This is a genomic window from Hydrocarboniphaga sp. (genome assembly GCF_028291725.1).
Classification (GTDB): Bacteria; Pseudomonadota; Gammaproteobacteria; order Nevskiales; family Nevskiaceae; genus Hydrocarboniphaga.
In genome coordinates this window covers 76,725-92,160 of record NZ_JAQGNT010000064.1, presented here as the reverse complement: position 1 = coordinate 92,160, position 15,436 = coordinate 76,725, and the positions used below count along the sequence as shown (strand labels likewise).

Here is a 15,436-nt window from a genome sequence, read left to right as displayed (position 1 = left end):
CCGCTTGTACCGCCCCTGCCGCTGACGGTGAGGCCTGAAAAAGCCGATACTCCGGCCATGCGCATGAATCTTCCCAACGTGCTGACGCTGCTGCGGGTCGCCGTGATCCCGGTGGTGCTCGGTCTTTTCTACCTACCTTACCCGTATGCACGCCAGGTCGCGTTCTGCCTGTACGCGGCGGCCTGCGTCACCGACTGGATCGACGGCTACCTCGCACGCAAGTGGGGCCAGACGTCCAAGTTCGGCGCATTTCTGGACCCGGTCGCCGACAAGCTGCTGGTCGCGGTATCGCTGGTGATGATTATGGAAGCGCGTCCCGGCGGAATCCTCGCGGTGCTGGTCGCGATCATCATCGGCCGCGAGATCACGATTTCGGCATTGCGCGAGTGGATGGCCGAACTCGGCCAGCGCACCAGCGTCGCGGTCGGCTGGGTCGGCAAGCTGAAGACGGTTTTCCAGATGGTCGCGATCGGCTGCATGTTGTGGGAGATCCCGCTGTTGGGCATCCCGATTTACGACGTCGGTTTCGTGCTGCTGTTCGCGGCTGCGGCCCTGACGGTGTGGTCGATGCTGCTTTATCTGCGCGCCGCATGGCCGTTCATGAAAGAAGATCACCCGGTCCAGTAATGGCGCCCAGCGTGGGTTCGGGAGGGCTGAGGTAAGTTGCTTGACAGGCTGCCGGCAGACGCTAAAATGCGCGCCTCTTCGCGGGAATAGCTCAGTTGGTAGAGCGCGACCTTGCCAAGGTCGAGGTCGCGGGTTCGAATCCCGTTTCCCGCTCCAGGCATTCAAAAGAACCCCGAGCACACCGGGGTTTTTTATTTTCGACGCCTCCTGGCGCGATTAGAATCGGTTTCAAGGGCTGCGTGGCAGAACGGTCATGCAGAGGACTGCAAATCCTCGTACGTCGGTTCGACTCCGGCCGCAGCCTCCATCTTTCCGGATCACCGCTTACCAAAAGCGCCGCGATCGGGACCGAATCCCAAACGGGACCCCGCACGACAATGGCAGAATAGCGGCTGCCATACTATACGTTGGCCGGCTGTACGATCAGCTCGCATTGCAGGCTGATCGATCGCTGCCCGAGTGGTGAAACTGGTAGACACAAGGGACTTAAAATCTCCCGTGTCAAGTCTTTTTTCCTCGATCATGCGAGGTAAAAAGCTAGAAGCGGTGCAGGTTTACGAGTCGTTCAAGCGATCGGTCCCAGCGGTTTTTTGCGTGCTAGGTGTCATCTAGGGGCCAGGCGAGAGGTAGAGTTGCAGCAACCCCGGTGGTAGCGGGGCGAAGTAGGGGGTACGTGATGCCCTCATGCCCGAATGGTGAAATCGGTAGACACAAGGGACTTGAGACAATTTGAGCCCTCCGGGGGAAACCCCGAAGGTGAAGCCCGTCAAATTCGGCGAAAGCCCTGGATGCCTAGAGCATCTGAGCCAACGCCGAGCCAAGCCCAGAGCCGCAAGGTTCCTGGGAAGGTGTAGAGAGCAGACGGCGGGCACCTACGGCTGCAAGGCTACGGTGAAGGCGTGCTCCAGACCACGAACAGCTCGGCCATGACCAGTGGTTGCGTTGGCGGCGAAAGCCGAAGTGGCAAGAAAATCCCTCGACCTCGCGGTTGTGCCGGTTCGAGTCCGGCTTCGGGCACCAATTCTAGGGCCGTCCCTGACCACTCGGGACGGCCATTTTAGTATTGCGATCAAAGGGATCGCGACGGCGTTCCAGCTACAGATTCGGTGGCGGAGCCGTTGGAGCTTGCTTTTTTGAAGCCACGATCCCGCGCCATGAACGCCTCCAGCATGTACGGAATCAGCGTCGCGGCGTCGACCGGCTCGCCCCAGGCCTGCGCATGCAGGGAGGCGTAGCGGTCGAGCTCGCCCTTGAGGGCTGCCGTCAGGGTGATCGTAACTTTCACCGCCTCGGTTTTGGGCAGCGGTCCCAGGCGCAGCTTGCTGTTGCTCATGGCGCGCTCCTGTCGAAGAGCAACGGTTGGTAGGGGCGCAGCACGAGATCCTTGCTGACCATCACGCGCATCGGAAAGCCGGGGCGGATCGTCAGCGTTGGCTGCACGCTCAAATTCCTGCGCGTGATTTCCTGCCCGACCTCGCTGATCGTTTCCTGAGCGCTGTCGCGCGTTGCCACGATGACACGCCCATCCGATCCACCACGATCGGGCGCTGCCAGTTCGGCGCCGACGCCCAGAAGTGTGGACAGCGCCGCGCCGGCGAGGATGCGGTCCCAGTGCCAGTCCACGCCGTCCTCCAGGCCGGCGTAACCCGCCGGATCGACACCGGGCAGCTTGTCGAGTGGGATTGACGAGGCGTCCGGCAGGATCAGCCGCGTCCACACCAGTAGGACGCGACGCTGCCCGAACGCGACCTGGCTGTCGTAACGTCCGATTAGACGCGATCCCTGCGGAATCAGCAGATGCTGGCCGGTGGCCGTGTCGTAGACCGACTCGGTGACGTTGGCGATGACTTGTCCGGGAAGATCCGAGTTGATGCCCGTCACCAGCGCGGCCGGAATGACCGTCCCGGCCATGACTTGGTAGGGAGAAGCGGGAAGCTGCAGTCTGTCGGAATTGCGCGGGATGTCGCTCTCTCGACGATCCATGAATGCCTGCTTCTGCTCCTGCCGGTTCTGCGCTGCCGTCGGATCGATTGCTTGCGACGATGCCGATGCGGTTGCCATCGCATCGAAGGGTTGATCGTGAAGTTCTTGCGCAACCGGCGACGCCGAGTTCCGTTCCGTCGCCGCGTCCTGACGACTGCTCCGAAAAAACAGCGCCGACTTCGCAGCGCTTTCGACGTCCGTTTCAGTTCCAACCTGGCCGTCGATCGTCGGACCACCGTAGCCGCCGACATCGAGCCCCGTGTTGCGCCGAGCGCGCAGCATCGGCCCACCCCAGTCGCCCGGCAAAGGTTCACCGAGAACCGGTGTCTCGTGCGCCGGTGCAGTTTCGGGTTTCGATACCTCGGAATAGTTTTTCGGCAGCTGATCGAAGGCGTCCGCCCGTGACACGCGATCGACGTTGTACAGCTCCGACTGTGGTTCACCGCCGCGTCGCTTGGGTGCTTGCAGCGACCAGATCGTCGCGCCGAGCACGGCAGCAGCCCCGACGCCGGCGCCGATGACTAAGACACGTCGATTGAGTCGCGTCACCGGCCGGGGCCGGGCGCGTAACGCCAGGCTCTCCGGGTCGGCTTTGGGAGTGGCGTGGGTCACGCTCATGATCCGGCTCGGCGCGGCGCTCCATCGACCCGCTCGATGCGCACCACAGCCGCCTTGTCCCCGCCCAGCCTCAACTCCGCTGCACCGAACAGGCGATCGACGATGTAGTACGGCGCATGAAAGCGATAGTTCACGAGTTGGGCATCGCCTTGCTGACCGATCACGAACAGCGGCGGCAGTTCGCCCTGCGCGATCCGTTCGGGAAACTGGATGTACACGCGCTCGCCGTCATCAAAGACTCGCATCGGCTTCCAGGGCGGATCGTCTCCGCGAACTGAGTACCGGAACATCAGGTCCTCCAAGCGCAGGCCGGTGGCGACTGGTTCCGCTGCCTCGGCCTGCTGCGCCTGTTTCTGCAAGACAAGCAGTCGATCCTTCGGATAGTCCCAGGACGCCGACGCCATCCATGCCTGTTCGGTCGACGTCAGTTCGAGCAGATAGGTGCGGCGGTTGGTCGTGACGACCAGATTGGTCTTCAGATCGAACCGCGTCGGCTTGACCAGGATCGTGGCGCGCCGGCTCGCGCCGCTGCCGCTCGTGGTGTCGCCGACGATCCAGCGCACGGTATCGCCGGCCGACACCGCGTTGAGTTCTTCGCCTTCCTGCAACGCAATGATCGTGACGTGGCCGGGGCTGGCATAGACCTGATACAGCGCTCCTTCGGTATACGGCCATACCTGAATGGCGTTGACGTAAGCCTCGCTGCTCGGTGCGATGCGGGCCGCCTCGTTGGCCTGCCGCACACGCTCATCGGGATCGGCCGGCTCCGGCGCCGGTGGAGCACTCGCGGTCAGTGGTTTGAGCTGACAGGGCAGTGCGAGCGGTACTGGCACTTCCACCGTCTGCACGGGCTTGGGTGGCTCGACCGCAGGTTTCGCTGCAACGGGTTCGTCCAGCGAGATCGGCGGCGGCGTGCCGCGGCTCGCACAGCCGGCAAGCAGCATGACCACGATGAGAAGAACAAAGCGCTTCATGGTTTCCTTCCTTCGGCCGAGCCGAGTTCACGGCTCCAGGAGAGGCCGTTGACGTAGATGCCCAGGGGATTGCGCCGCAGCCGCTCTTCGCTGCGCGGCGGCTGGATCACGACGGTCAGCATCGCGGTCCAGCGCTCGGTGCCGGACAGCGTGCCGGCGACGTAGCTGTGTTCGATCCAGCGCGCCTGGAACGAGCTGTCGCTCATGCGCACGACGCTGGTGACTTCAACCGCGGCCGAGTTCTGTCCCACGCGCGCGAACGGATCGTTGGTACGCGCATAGTCGTTGAGCGTCGCCGCACCGCGATCGGTCGCGTAGTCGTATGCCTCCAGCCAGTTCTGGCGAACCACGATCGGATCGATCGATAGCGAGCGCACGTCGGTGATGAAGCGCGCCAGGTGGAACGCGATCTGCGCGTCGGTGGGCTGGTACGGCGTTGCCGCTTCGCCGACGGCTCGAACCTGGCCAGCACTGTCCACTTCGACGACGTAGGGCGTGACCAGCGACTGGCCGGTACGCCAGGCGAGCGCGCCGGCGAGCAGCAAGGCCAGCGACAGACAGCCGAATGCCATCAGCCGCCAGTTGCTCGCTTGCACGCGCGCGCTGCCAAGCCGCTGATCCCAGATCTGGCCGGCAGCCTGATAAGGCGTGACCGGTTCCGGCGTTTCCGAATACTTCACTTGCGGCCTTTTGAAACGCATGGTCATTTCTCTCCGTCATCCTTGAGGCTCGGATTAGCGCCGCTGCCGCCGTGATCGGACGAGCGCACGACGTGCGCGGTCATCGACGCGCCGTGCGCGAGATGCTGGCGGCGCTGCAGGCGCTGAGCCCAGGCTGGCGTGCCAGGAGACGCGGAGCCGGATGCAGATGCTTCTGGGCTTGCCGCGCCGCTCAAATGATCGCGGACGCCGCGGGCGCCCGCGCCGATCCGCTGACCGACGGATGCGGCCCCGGTGCGCGCCACGTTGGCTAGCCCGGCGCCGGCGGCGCGCAGGCCGCTGGCGCCCGAAGTGTCGGCACCGGCCCGATAGGCGAAGCGCACGCTGCTGGCCATCACGCTGGCAGAGCGCGCTGCACTGCCGACGCCGCTGGCCGCTGTACGCGCGGCACCTGGAGCGAGGCGCGCGCCGGCCGCCACCGCCGACCCTCCGGCTGCGACGGCGGCACCACCGACGACCGTAAGGCCGGCAGCGGCCAACACCGTACCCGCTGCGGCACCGGCGCCGAGTTGCGGTGCGCCTGACACCAGCCCGCTTGCAATGCCGGGTCCGAAGATGCCCAGTCCGAACAGCGCTAGCGATGCCAGCATCAGGGCCAGCGCCTGATCCAGCGAAGGCTCGCTACCGGGCGGCGTCTGGAACTCGCCGAAGATTCCCGAACCGATGCCGACGATCACCGCGAGCACCAGCACCTTGATGCCCGACGACACGACGTTGCCCAACACGCGCTCGGCCAGGAACGAGGTCTTGTTCCAAAGCGCGAAGGGTACCAGCACGAAGCCGGCGAGCGTCGTCAGCTTGAACTCGATCAGCGTGACGAAGAGCTGCACCGCCAGCACGAAGAAGCTGACGATCACGACCAGCCAGGCAAGGAACAGCACGGCGATGCTGTCGATGTTGAGGAACAGCTCGGGGAATCCCGACTGCTGTCCGATCTGCTCCAGGATCGGCCGTGCTGCATCGACGCCGACGGCGGCGAGGCGCCCCGGCTGCAGCAGGTCGGCCTGGGTCAGCGTCGAGCCGGAAGCCAGCAGCCCCAATCCCGCGAACGAGCGGAAGACGATCCCGGCCAGCGCGTTGAAGTTGCCGATGATGAAGGCGAACGCGCCGACGTACAGAGTCTTCTTGATCAGCTTGCCGATGACATCCTCGCCGCCCATGGCCCAGAACAGTCCGGCCAGGGTCATGTCGATCACGACCAACGTCGCGGTGAGGAACGCGACCTCGCCGCCGAGAAGACCAAACCCCGAATCGATGTAGCGCGAGAAGACGTCGAGGAAGCGGTCGATGACCGATAGATCGTCCACGGCCGATCAGTCCTTCGGCGTGTACTTGGCCTTGGCGTCGCCCATGAAGCGTTTGCGAGTCGCCTCGCTCGCGGCAATGCAGGTGGCTTCGCCGACCTGAGCGCGATTCTCCTTGCACCGGCGCTGCACCTCTTTCAGGCGAGCGGGATCGGCGGCCAGCGATTCCACCGAGTCGGTCGCTGCGGGCGGCGCTGAAGATTTTCCGCAAGCCGACAGCAGCAGGACGGATGCGATGACGATCGGAAACGGCTTCATGAGAACCTCCTTAGTGGCTGTAGAAGTTGACCGCCTGCGGCGTGTACTGCGTGCCGTCGCCGAGGAAGCGGCGGCGCACTTCGCGCGAGCGTTCCTGCGCGGCGACCGTGCGCGCCTGCTCCAGCGCCGTCGCACGGTCCTGCGTGATGCGCAGCTGCTGCTCCTGAATCGACTGCCGCGCCTGCAGCGCGAGCAGTTGATTGGTCGCCTGCGTCGCCTGCAGCTGGCCGACGGCGGACTGGCTCTGGCCGACGAGGTCGGACAGCGTCGTCTCGTCGACCACGAAGTTCTGCGCGGCCTGCGCCTGCATGCTCATCGAGGTCTGCAGCGCTTTGAGCGAATAGGCCCAGCGCTCACGGGCGTCCTGTGCCATGCGGTCGCCGCTGATCGTCGTCGAGTAGGTCTCGGGATAAATCCGTGCGAACTCGCTCTGCGCGCTCGACACGTCGAATGCCAGGCCTTGAGCTTCCTGCAGCAGGCGGTTCGTCGTCGCCAGCGTCACGCGAAGCCGGTTCGCTGCGTTGTAGTCCAGGCTCGACAGATTGCGCGCGTCGTTGCTCAACATCTGCGCCTCGTTCTGCAGCTGCCGAATCTGGTTGTTGATCTGGTCGAGCGTGCGGACTGCCGTCAACAGGTTCTGCCCGAAGTTGGCGGCATCGAAGACCGGAAAGGCGCGGACCGGCGAGGTCATCAGCAAGGCTAAGAGTACGAATGCACCGAGTGCTTTCATGGCGAGGCCTCCGAAGGAAAGTGGGTCAGTAAATCGGCGGCCCAATCGAGGCCGGCATGGCGCAGCCATGCCGCCGGAAATGCTTCGGGCTGGGTCGCAGCAACGACGGCGTCGATCGAGCGTTGATCGTCCGGTGAGGCCGCGCCGGCGAAAGCGAGCGCCACCGGCCCCAATCCCAGATCGAAGACCCGATTGCCGAGTCGCGACTGGTAGTAGTAGTCGCGCTTGGGCTGCGCCTGCGCGACGATTTCGATCTGCCGCGCGTTGAGGCCGAAACCTTCGTAGATCGTGCGGATCTGCGGTTCGGTCGCCTGCGGGCTCGGCAGGAAGATGCGGCTGGCGCAACTCTCGATGATGGCCGGCGCGATGGTCGAGTCGCGCACGTCCGCCAGCGACTGAGTCGCAAAGACGACCGAGACGTTCTTCTTGCGCAGCGTCTTCAGCCACTGCCGGATGCGCGCCGCGAACACCGGGTCGTCCAGGAACAGCCAGGACTCGTCGAGGATCAGCAGCGTCGGTGCACCGTCGAAGCGCGCCTCCAGGCGCACGAACAGATAGCGCAGCACGGCCAAGGTCGCCGCCTTGCTGTGCATCAGCTCTTCCATCTCGAAGCCCTGCACGACGCTCGCGCCCAACCGGTCATGGTCGGCGTCGAGCAGTCGCCCGTGCGCGCCGCCCAATACGTAGGGCTGCAGGGCCTGGCGCAGTCGATTCGATTGCAGCAGCACCGACAGGCCAGTGAGGGTGCGCTGCTCCGGCGGCGCACTGGCCAGGCTGCCCAGCGCCGACCACACCGCTTCCTTGTCGGCCGGACCAACCTCGATCCCCTCGTGCGCCAGCCGGCCTTCGATCCACTCGGCCGCCCAACTGCGGTAGCTGTCCTGGTCGATATGCGCCAGCGGCTGGAACGCGACCTGGCCATCCATCCCCAGGTCGTAGTGCTCGCCGCCGAGTCCGAGAATCGTCGCGCGCATCGATCGTCCCATGTCGAAGACGAAAATGCGCGAGCCGGCGTAACGCCGGAACTGCAAGGCCAGCGTGGCGAGCAGCACAGACTTGCCCATGCCGGTCGGTCCCACGATCAACGTATGGCCGACATCGCCGATGTGGGTCACGAGCCGGAACGGTGTCGCGCCGTCGGTGCGCGTGACGATCAGCGGTGGCCCATCGAGATGCGCGTTGCGTGACTGACCGGCCCAGATCGCGGAAACCGGCAGCAGGTGGGCAAGGTTCAACGTTGAGATGATCGGCTGGCGGACGTTGGCGTAGGCGTTGCCCGGAATCGACGAGAGCCAGGCATCGACCGCATTGAGCGTTTCCGGAATCGTGACGAAGCCGCGGCCCTGAATCGTTCGCTCGATCGCCCGCATCTTTTCATCGGCGACTTCGGCATTGACGTCCAACACGACAACGGTGGCCGTGACGTAGCCGTAAGCCACCTGATCGCTGCCGAGCTCCTGCAGTGCCGCGTCGGCGTCGGCCGCCTTGTTCGAGGCATCGGAATCCACCAGCGGGCTTTCCTGTTGGAAGATCGTCTCGCGCAGCAGCGCCATGACGCTCTTGCGCTTGGCGAACCATTGACGGCGCAGGCGGCCGAGTTCGCGTTCGGCTTCGGCCTTGTCCAGGCACAGGAATCGCGTGCTCCAGCGGTAAGCAAAGTCCAAGCGATTGAGATCGTCGAGCAGTCCAGGCCAGGTCGAAGTCGGAAAGCCACGTACCGACAGCACGCGCAGGTGCTGCGTGCCGAGCATCGGCGCCAGGCCGCCAGTCAGGGCCTCGTCGGCCAGCAGTGCATCGAGATGAAACGGAATCTCCGGGACGGCGATCGGCTGCCGCTGCGAGGACACGGTCCGGTGCAAATAGCTCAAGGTCTCGCTATCGTCGAGCCAGGCGATCTCCGGCATCACGCCTTCGAGCAAGCCATGGACGCGCTCGGTCTCGGACACGAAGCCCGCAAGCTGGTCGCGCCAGTCGAGTTGCTGCCGCGCGGTGTTCTCGTAGAGCAGCTTCGCCGCACGCGTCTTCGATTCCTCCGGCGCCAGATACAGCAAGGTCAGATGGTAGGTGCTCTCGAAGTAACTGCCTCCTTCCTCGAACGCCGCGCGGCGTTCTTCGTCCACCAGCCAGGACAGTCCTTCAGGGAATTCGGATTGGGGATAGTCGGCGGCGGCGCAGCGCTCCGCCTCGACGAACAGCGCCCATCCAGATCCGAGCCGGCGCAGTGCGTTGTTTAGTCGCGCCGAGGTGGCGACCAGTTCGCTCTGCGTGGCGCTGTCGAGATCGGGGCCGCGAAAGCGCGCGGTGCGCTGGAACGAGCCGTCCTTGTTGAGCACGACGCCCGGTGCGATCAGCCCGGCCCAGGGCAGCCAATCCGCCAGCAGGGCAGGACGCTTGCGGAACTCGGCGAGATTCAGCACGGCGGTCTCACACGTCCAGCAGCACGCGGTGCTTGATGTGCCGCGCGAAGACTTGCATGAACTGCGCATCGAGCCGCGCGCCCCAGACCGCGAGCGAATGGCCGACCAGCCACAGCGCAAGACCCGGTAGCCAGAGCTGCAGCCCGAGGCCGACCGCAGCGGCGAGCGTGCCGTTGGCGATTGCCACCGTCCGCGGCGCCCCGCCGAGCAGGATCGGTTCGGTCAGCGAGCGGTGCAGCGGGACTTCGAAGCCGGCACTCATGCCACCACCGCGCCGCCGGAGAAGCTGAAGAAGCTCAGGAAGAACGACGAGGCGGCGAACGCGATCGACAGGCCGAAGACGATCTGCACCAGCTTGCGGAATCCGCCGCTGGTATCGCCGAAGGCCAGTGCCAGCCCAGTGGAGATGATGATGATCACCGCGACGATGCGCGCGACCGGCCCTTGTATCGATTCCAAAATGGATTCAAGCGGTGCTTCCCAGGGCATGCTCGATCCGGCTGCGTGCGCGGGCAGCATGAAGCCCATCAGCACCACCAGCAGCAGGATCGGTAGAAGCGGATTTACAGAAAAGCGTGAAGCCGTCATGTCGGATCTCCGTTAGGCGTAGAAGGAATCGGTTCGAGCTGGTAGCCGCGGTCATCGAAGCTGGTCACGCGCACGATCTCCTGCACGCGCCGGCTGCGGCCACGACCGACGATGAAGACGACGACGTTGACGGATTCGGCGATCAGCGCACGCGGCGGCGTGACTGCCACTTCGAGAATCAATTGTTCCAGTCGGGTCAGCGCGCCATGCGCCGAGCCGGCGTGGATCGTGGCGATGCCGCCTGGGTGGCCAGTGCCCCATATCTTCAGCAGGTCGAGTGCCTCGCTGCCGCGGACCTCACCGACGACGACGCGGTCGGGCCGCAGCCGCAGCGTCGAACGCACCAATTCCGCCATCGAGACGACGCCGGGGCGCGTGCGCAACGGGACATGATCATCGGCCACACACTGCAGCTCGACCGTGTCTTCGAGAATGATCACGCGATCGCCCGTCACGGCGATCTCGGCCAGCAGCGCATTAGCCAGCGTGGTCTTGCCGGTACTCGTGCCGCCGGCGATCAGGATGTTCGAGCGCTCGTGGACGGCGGTGCGCAAGAACGCAACCTGCTCGGTACTCAAGATTCCGTCGCTCACATAGTCATTGAGGTTGATCAGTCCGGCTGCGCGCTTGCGAATCGCGAACGCTGGCGCGCGCACCACGGGAGGCAGCACACCTTCGAAGCGTTCTCCGGTCTCCGGTAGTTCAGCAGAGAGGATGGGCATGCCCGCATGCACCTCGGCGTTCACATGCGCCGCCACCAGCCGGATGATGCGTTCGGCATCCTCGGCAGAAAGACTCACGCCCAGCGGCGCGCGACCTGATCCGAGGCGGTCCACCCATAGCGAGCCGTCCGGATTGAGCAGCACTTCCACCACGTCCGCCTCGTCCAGCGCCTGCGCGATCACCGGCCCCATCGCCGTGCGCAGCATTCGGACGCGGCGGTCGAGCGAAGCGATGACGGGATTGGTCGACTCGGGTCGGCGTGTCATGACGGCGGACCCGACGTTTCGTCCGCTTGCTCTTTCTCCATGCCGAAGAACTGGCTCTGATCTGGGAATATCTCCTCGTGAACCTCTTTGACCAGACTGTTGCCGCGCATCAAATGACGGCCGAGTTGTTCGACGAACTGCCGGAAGCGGGCGCGGCCCTGCGCCCGTGCCGCGTCTTGATGTGCCTCCGGCACCGGCGTGCTGACGGTCAGGAAGTAGCGCACGTACAGCGCGACTGTCTCGACCAGGATGTTCTGATCGCGTTCCAGCCGATCGAACTGGTGCGACAGCTTGTCCAACCGCTTGGCAATGGCCGCCTCGCGACGGTCGCCGGAATCGGGCGATAGGAACGACGCCAGTGCCGCGGCGATGATCGAGGACTTCGACAAGCCCTTCATCGTCGCCAGTTCGTCCAGGCGCCTGGCGTGCTCGTGTTCGAGAAAGATGTTGAGGCGGGCACGGCTCATAACGCGATCCCGTCGTCCGGATCGAGCGCGGCCAACCGTGCATTGCGCGAAGGCCAGCGACGATTCCGGTCGAGCATGCGGATCGGCGCATCGTCGTCTATTAGCGAGACGATGTCGTTTGCGGGTTTTGATGGTTCCGTGGAAGTGGCCGCGCTCAAGTCGAGCTGTGTTTGTCGGCCGCCATCGTCCGAATCGCCACAGCCGCTTCTGGAGTCCGCGTCGACATTCATGACGTGCGGCAGCGTCAACGCACTCCAATCGTCTGGACGCGCAGGAGGCGCATCGACATACAGGCCATGCGTCAACACCGGCGGAGGCTGTACGCGATTCGAGAAGTTTCGATCCTCGTAATAGCGAATCTTCTTCGCCCGGATCGGGGCATGACCGGAGACCATCACGATCTCGTCGTCCGGCGCGAGCTGCATGACTTCGCCGGGCGTCAGCAGCGGCCGTGCCGACTCCTGGCGCGACACCATCAGATGCCCGAGCCAGGGAGCAAGCCGGTGTCCGGCGTAGTTGCGCTGGGCTCGCAACTCAGTGGCCGTGCCAAGAGCATCGGAGATGCGCTTTGCCGTGCGCTCGTCATTCGTTGCGAACGCGATGCGGACATGGCAGTTGTCGAGGATCGAATGGTTCTGCCCGTAGGCTTTGTCGATCTGGTTGAGAGACTGCGCAATCAAGAACGCTCGCAAGCCGTAGCCGGCCATGAAGGCGAGGGCACTTTCGAAGAAGTCGAGCCGTCCCAGTGCCGGAAACTCGTCGAGCATCAGCAGCAGCCGATGTCGTCGCGCAATACCATCCGAGCCATCCAGCGATTCGGTGAGACGCCGGCCAATCTGGTTGAGCAGCAGACGGATCAGCGGTTTAGTGCGACTGATGTCGGAAGGCGGCACGACCAAGTACAGCGAGACTGGGTGATTGCCATCGATCAAGTCGGCGATGCGCCAGTCGCAGCGCGACGTGACTTCGGCTACCGTTGGATCGCGAAACAGGCCAAGAAAGCTCATTGCCGTGGAGAGCACGCCGGACCGCTCGTTGTCACTCTTGTTGAGGACCTCTCGGGCGGCGGACGCGACGACGGGGTGGGGCGAGTCGCCGACGTGGCAAGTCGTCATCATCCGGTGCAACGTCAGCTCGAAGGGATGCGCGGGATCGGAAAGGAAATTGGCGACACCGCGCAGCGTCTTGTCGGTGCCGGCGTAAAGGACGTGCAGAATGGCGCCGACCAGCAAGGCATGGCTGGTCTTCTCCCAGTGGTTACGTCGTTCCAATGCTCCTTCTGGATCGACCAAGATGTCGGCGATGTTCTGGACGTCGCGGACTTCATGCAGCCCGCGGCGCACTTCCAGCAGCGGGTTGTAAGCAGCCGATTTCGTGTCGGTCGGATTGAACAGGAGGCAGTGAGAAAAGCGCGAGCGCCAGCCTGCGGTGAGCTGCCAGTTCTCGCCCTTGATGTCATGGATCACGGCTGAGCCGGGCCACGACAACAGCGTTGGCACCACGAGCCCCACGCCCTTGCCCGAGCGAGTCGGCGCAAAGGCCATGACATGTTCTGGGCCATCATGCCGCAGATAGCGGTACTCAAAGCGGCCAAGGAAAACGCCTAAAGGCTCCGTCAGTCCGGTGGGCCTAATTTCGTCAGGCTGCGCCCAGCGCGCAGAACCGAATGTGGTGACAAGCCTAGCTTGCCGAGCCCGCCAGACCGACAGGCTAATTGCCGCCACGACAGAAACTAAGGCACTGGACGCAGCGATGGCGCCGCCGCCTAGAAAAATATTCGGTGCGTAGGCGTCGAAGAAGTACCACCATTCGAACAGCCGCCACGGGTGGTAGAAAGGGGTTTCGAACAGATGGAACCAAGGGGAACCCAGACGTAATTGGTATCCCAGGGCCGACGCCGTCCATTGAGTTGCGCTCCAGACGCCCAGAGCGATGATTCCGACTATTGCGAGAATCTGGGTGAAGAATATACCGGTCGGCATCCTTGCCCTCTCTTCCGTTGTAGCTTCCTGACGACGCTTAGTTACGCAATCTTCAATGCGCTCTGCGGGCTGCCCGGCCTGCTATTTCACCTTGGCCACTAAATAGCCGCAGCACTACGATGCGTAGTCTGGGGTAACCAATTCGCGTCACAAACCTGTTCGGGAGTACTACATCGGTTTGCGGCATGCGTGCCCCGCCACTCGTTCGGAGGCCGCAAGTGCGTTGCTGCCGACTGAAAACTGGCCACCTCCAAGCAACAGACCAAACCCGCCTTCGAAAGCCGCGACAGCGTACGTCGCACCAAAGTCGGTCCGGCATCAATGAACGCCGCCAAGGCCGCGGATGTCATCGGGCTGCCTTCGTGAAAGGCCAGCGCCGACATGATGTGCGTGACCAGGGCGAATCGAACATTGGGAGCCGACATCATCAGCTCCCGGGTAAATGCAAAAGGGTGTCGTCCCACGAGCGCATGCAGGTGGCAATTGAGCCCTCGACTCCACCGAGGGTCCATTGTCCGAATCGCCGCTGCCGATGAGGTGTTGCCGCTCGCTGAAAAGTGATCATCTGATGGCGAAACTGCTGGCCATCTGCTGATCAGGTTTGCGCCCGGTAGGTGGCTGGCGAGATTGAGCAAGTCGTTGCCGAGACAGGTCATCGTCAAGTTGAGCAGGATGGTCCATTCTCAGTGAGCAACAACACTCTTGCAGTCCGGTAGCGGTGTAGCCTTGCTTGCTAAAGAGATGCTCGGCGGTTGACAAGAGGCGACCTCCTGGGATCCGCGAGGCGGCTTTGCGTTGTTTTCTTTGTTTGGAGCTTCTGACTGCTGTCCATGGACGCTCTCCCCGCGGCGAGATGACGCTTGGCGAGCTGCCGCTCCGGTACGGGGAGGGCGTGTCGATAGTCAGGTCAACCGAGGCTCTTTCATCGGTAGGCCCTTCAGAAAGCTCGCCATGCCCTCGACGAAGGTTTCATTGTTGTCGCCGACGACCATGTGACCGGCATTACCGACTTCGCGAACCTCGAGTTTGGGGATCGACTTTCTCAGATCGTCGATACCTGCCGGACTGACGATATCGCTGTTACTGCCGTAGACCAGCAATGTCGGCACGTCGATAGTTTGCTTCGGATCGACAATCAGCTCGGCAGTGAGCGGCGTCTTGATTTGGTACTCCAAGAATCGCGGATCCCAGTGCCAGCGAAGTCGACCATCGGCGCGATAGCGCAGGTTCTTCATTAGTCCGGACGGGTCACGCTGATATCGCCGCTGGGGATTGTATTCGGCGACCGCTCGAGCCGCGTCCTCGACGGATTCGAAGCCGTACGGATTCGCCGACATGAACCCTTTGATCTTCTCCAAGCCGCGCGGATCGGCTTTGGGGACCACGTCGACCAGAACCAGAGCCGCCACGCCGGTCTTCTGCAAGTCGGCACTCAGATGCAACGATGTAATGCCGCCCATCGAAGCTCCGATCAATATTGGCGGTGACGAAAGGTGCCGGGCGAGGCAGCGTAGGTCGGCGGTCAGCTTCCCCAGTGAATAGTTGCCATCGGCCGCCCACTCGCTGTCCCCGTGACCGCGGGCATCGTAGCTGATCACGTGGTAGTCCCTGGAGATCAACTGGGACATGGTCGAACGCCAGGCGTGCCGGGTTTGTCCACCGCCATGCAGCAGCACGATCGGGGAGTGGCTAGGATCGCCTCCGACGTCGGCCGCCAGCGACAGGCCTTCGGAGCCGGAAAAGTGCTGGCTGACGACCGCGGTGCTCACGATCCGGCCCT

The 15,436-nt window shown here is 63.8% G+C and carries 14 protein-coding genes, 2 tRNA genes and 1 pseudogene; 3 read left to right on the top strand and 14 right to left on the bottom strand.

Features of this window, described 5'->3' with window-relative positions; genetic code table 11:
- The first annotated feature begins 57 nt into the window (after window positions 1–57).
- From pgsA to JWQ90_RS18405, 3 genes are all read left to right on the top strand, one after another.
- Window positions 58–627 carry a CDP-diacylglycerol--glycerol-3-phosphate 3-phosphatidyltransferase gene (pgsA, locus tag JWQ90_RS18415; RefSeq protein ID WP_366919542.1) on the top strand — a complete coding sequence of 190 codons (570 nt, stop codon included), beginning with the start codon at window positions 58–60 and terminating at the stop codon, window positions 625–627.
- Window positions 628–707: 80 nt separating this feature from the next.
- Window positions 708–783 (top strand) — tRNA-Gly (locus JWQ90_RS18410).
- A 77-nt stretch (window positions 784–860) separates the two neighbouring features.
- Window positions 861–934 (top strand) — tRNA-Cys (locus tag JWQ90_RS18405).
- 762 nt (window positions 935–1,696) lie between these two features.
- Here JWQ90_RS18405 and JWQ90_RS18400 read toward each other — a convergent pair.
- From JWQ90_RS18400 to JWQ90_RS18335, 14 genes and pseudogenes are all read right to left on the bottom strand, one after another.
- Window positions 1,697–1,960, bottom strand: a complete 264-nt coding sequence (locus JWQ90_RS18400; RefSeq protein ID WP_299696465.1) for a DUF2274 domain-containing protein — start codon at window positions 1,958–1,960, stop codon at window positions 1,697–1,699.
- Entirely contained in the window at window positions 1,957–3,228 is a 1,272-nt protein-coding gene (locus JWQ90_RS18395; RefSeq protein WP_299696464.1) for a TrbI/VirB10 family protein, read from the bottom strand. Before JWQ90_RS18395 ends, JWQ90_RS18400 begins: the two co-directional genes overlap by 4 nt.
- Complete coding sequence (trbG, locus tag JWQ90_RS18390; RefSeq protein WP_299696463.1) at window positions 3,225–4,202, bottom strand: P-type conjugative transfer protein TrbG; 978 nt, start codon at window positions 4,200–4,202, stop codon at window positions 3,225–3,227. Before trbG ends, JWQ90_RS18395 begins: the two co-directional genes overlap by 4 nt.
- Complete coding sequence (gene trbF / locus JWQ90_RS18385) at window positions 4,199–4,903, bottom strand: conjugal transfer protein TrbF (RefSeq protein WP_299696462.1); 705 nt, start codon at window positions 4,901–4,903, stop codon at window positions 4,199–4,201. Before trbF ends, trbG begins: the two co-directional genes overlap by 4 nt.
- Window positions 4,904–4,905: 2 nt before the next feature.
- The gene (gene trbL, locus JWQ90_RS18380; protein ID WP_299696461.1) at window positions 4,906–6,228 is read right to left on the bottom strand and encodes a P-type conjugative transfer protein TrbL; all 1,323 of its coding nucleotides are present in this window, start codon (window positions 6,226–6,228) and stop codon (window positions 4,906–4,908) included.
- 6 nt (window positions 6,229–6,234) lie between these two features.
- The gene (locus tag JWQ90_RS18375; RefSeq protein WP_299696460.1) at window positions 6,235–6,483 is read right to left on the bottom strand and encodes an EexN family lipoprotein; all 249 of its coding nucleotides are present in this window, start codon (window positions 6,481–6,483) and stop codon (window positions 6,235–6,237) included.
- 10 nt (window positions 6,484–6,493) lie between these two features.
- The gene (gene trbJ, locus JWQ90_RS18370) at window positions 6,494–7,213 is read right to left on the bottom strand and encodes a P-type conjugative transfer protein TrbJ (RefSeq protein WP_299696459.1); all 720 of its coding nucleotides are present in this window, start codon (window positions 7,211–7,213) and stop codon (window positions 6,494–6,496) included.
- Window positions 7,210–9,630: a conjugal transfer protein TrbE gene (gene trbE, locus JWQ90_RS18365; protein ID WP_299696458.1), complete on the bottom strand. Its 2,421-nt coding sequence runs from the start codon at window positions 9,628–9,630 to the stop codon at window positions 7,210–7,212. The genes trbJ and trbE overlap by 4 nt, the downstream gene beginning before the upstream one ends.
- Window positions 9,631–9,637: 7 nt before the next feature.
- A complete protein-coding gene (locus tag JWQ90_RS18360; protein WP_299696457.1) occupies window positions 9,638–9,892 on the bottom strand; it encodes a VirB3 family type IV secretion system protein in 255 nt (84 codons plus the stop codon).
- Window positions 9,889–10,149 (bottom strand): annotated as a pseudogene (locus tag JWQ90_RS18355) (TrbC/VirB2 family protein); the annotation flags it as partial. The pseudogene JWQ90_RS18355 and the gene JWQ90_RS18360, both read right to left, overlap by 4 nt.
- Window positions 10,150–10,214: 65 nt before the next feature.
- Window positions 10,215–11,207: a P-type conjugative transfer ATPase TrbB gene (gene trbB / locus JWQ90_RS18350; protein WP_366919541.1), complete on the bottom strand. Its 993-nt coding sequence runs from the start codon at window positions 11,205–11,207 to the stop codon at window positions 10,215–10,217.
- The gene (locus JWQ90_RS18345; RefSeq protein WP_299696455.1) at window positions 11,204–11,674 is read right to left on the bottom strand and encodes a CopG family transcriptional regulator; all 471 of its coding nucleotides are present in this window, start codon (window positions 11,672–11,674) and stop codon (window positions 11,204–11,206) included. Before JWQ90_RS18345 ends, trbB begins: the two co-directional genes overlap by 4 nt.
- Entirely contained in the window at window positions 11,671–13,656 is a 1,986-nt protein-coding gene (locus JWQ90_RS18340; RefSeq protein WP_299696454.1) for a conjugal transfer protein TraG, read from the bottom strand. The genes JWQ90_RS18345 and JWQ90_RS18340 overlap by 4 nt, the downstream gene beginning before the upstream one ends.
- A 902-nt stretch (window positions 13,657–14,558) precedes the next feature.
- Window positions 14,559–15,425 (bottom strand): alpha/beta hydrolase, encoded by an 867-nt coding sequence (locus tag JWQ90_RS18335; RefSeq protein WP_299696453.1) that lies wholly within the window; start codon window positions 15,423–15,425, stop codon window positions 14,559–14,561.
- Window positions 15,426–15,436 lie beyond the last annotated feature (11 nt).

Bases quoted from the DNA above. Each gene is read 5' to 3' on its own strand.
- pgsA (WP_366919542.1), top strand. From the start codon at position 58: ATGCGCATGAATCTTCCCAACGTGCTGACGCTGCTGCGGGTCGCCGTG.
- JWQ90_RS18400 (WP_299696465.1), bottom strand. From the start codon at position 1,960: ATGAGCAACAGCAAGCTGCGCCTGGGACCGCTGCCCAAAACCGAGGCG.
- JWQ90_RS18395 (WP_299696464.1), bottom strand. From the start codon at position 3,228: ATGAGCGTGACCCACGCCACTCCCAAAGCCGACCCGGAGAGCCTGGCG.
- trbG (WP_299696463.1), bottom strand. From the start codon at position 4,202: ATGAAGCGCTTTGTTCTTCTCATCGTGGTCATGCTGCTTGCCGGCTGT.
- trbF (WP_299696462.1), bottom strand. From the start codon at position 4,903: ATGCGTTTCAAAAGGCCGCAAGTGAAGTATTCGGAAACGCCGGAACCG.
- JWQ90_RS18375 (WP_299696460.1), bottom strand. From the start codon at position 6,483: ATGAAGCCGTTTCCGATCGTCATCGCATCCGTCCTGCTGCTGTCGGCT.
- trbJ (WP_299696459.1), bottom strand. From the start codon at position 7,213: ATGAAAGCACTCGGTGCATTCGTACTCTTAGCCTTGCTGATGACCTCG.
- JWQ90_RS18360 (WP_299696457.1), bottom strand. From the start codon at position 9,892: ATGAGTGCCGGCTTCGAAGTCCCGCTGCACCGCTCGCTGACCGAACCG.
- trbB (WP_366919541.1), bottom strand. From the start codon at position 11,207: ATGACACGCCGACCCGAGTCGACCAATCCCGTCATCGCTTCGCTCGAC.
- JWQ90_RS18345 (WP_299696455.1), bottom strand. From the start codon at position 11,674: ATGAGCCGTGCCCGCCTCAACATCTTTCTCGAACACGAGCACGCCAGG.
- JWQ90_RS18340 (WP_299696454.1), bottom strand. From the start codon at position 13,656: ATGCCGACCGGTATATTCTTCACCCAGATTCTCGCAATAGTCGGAATC.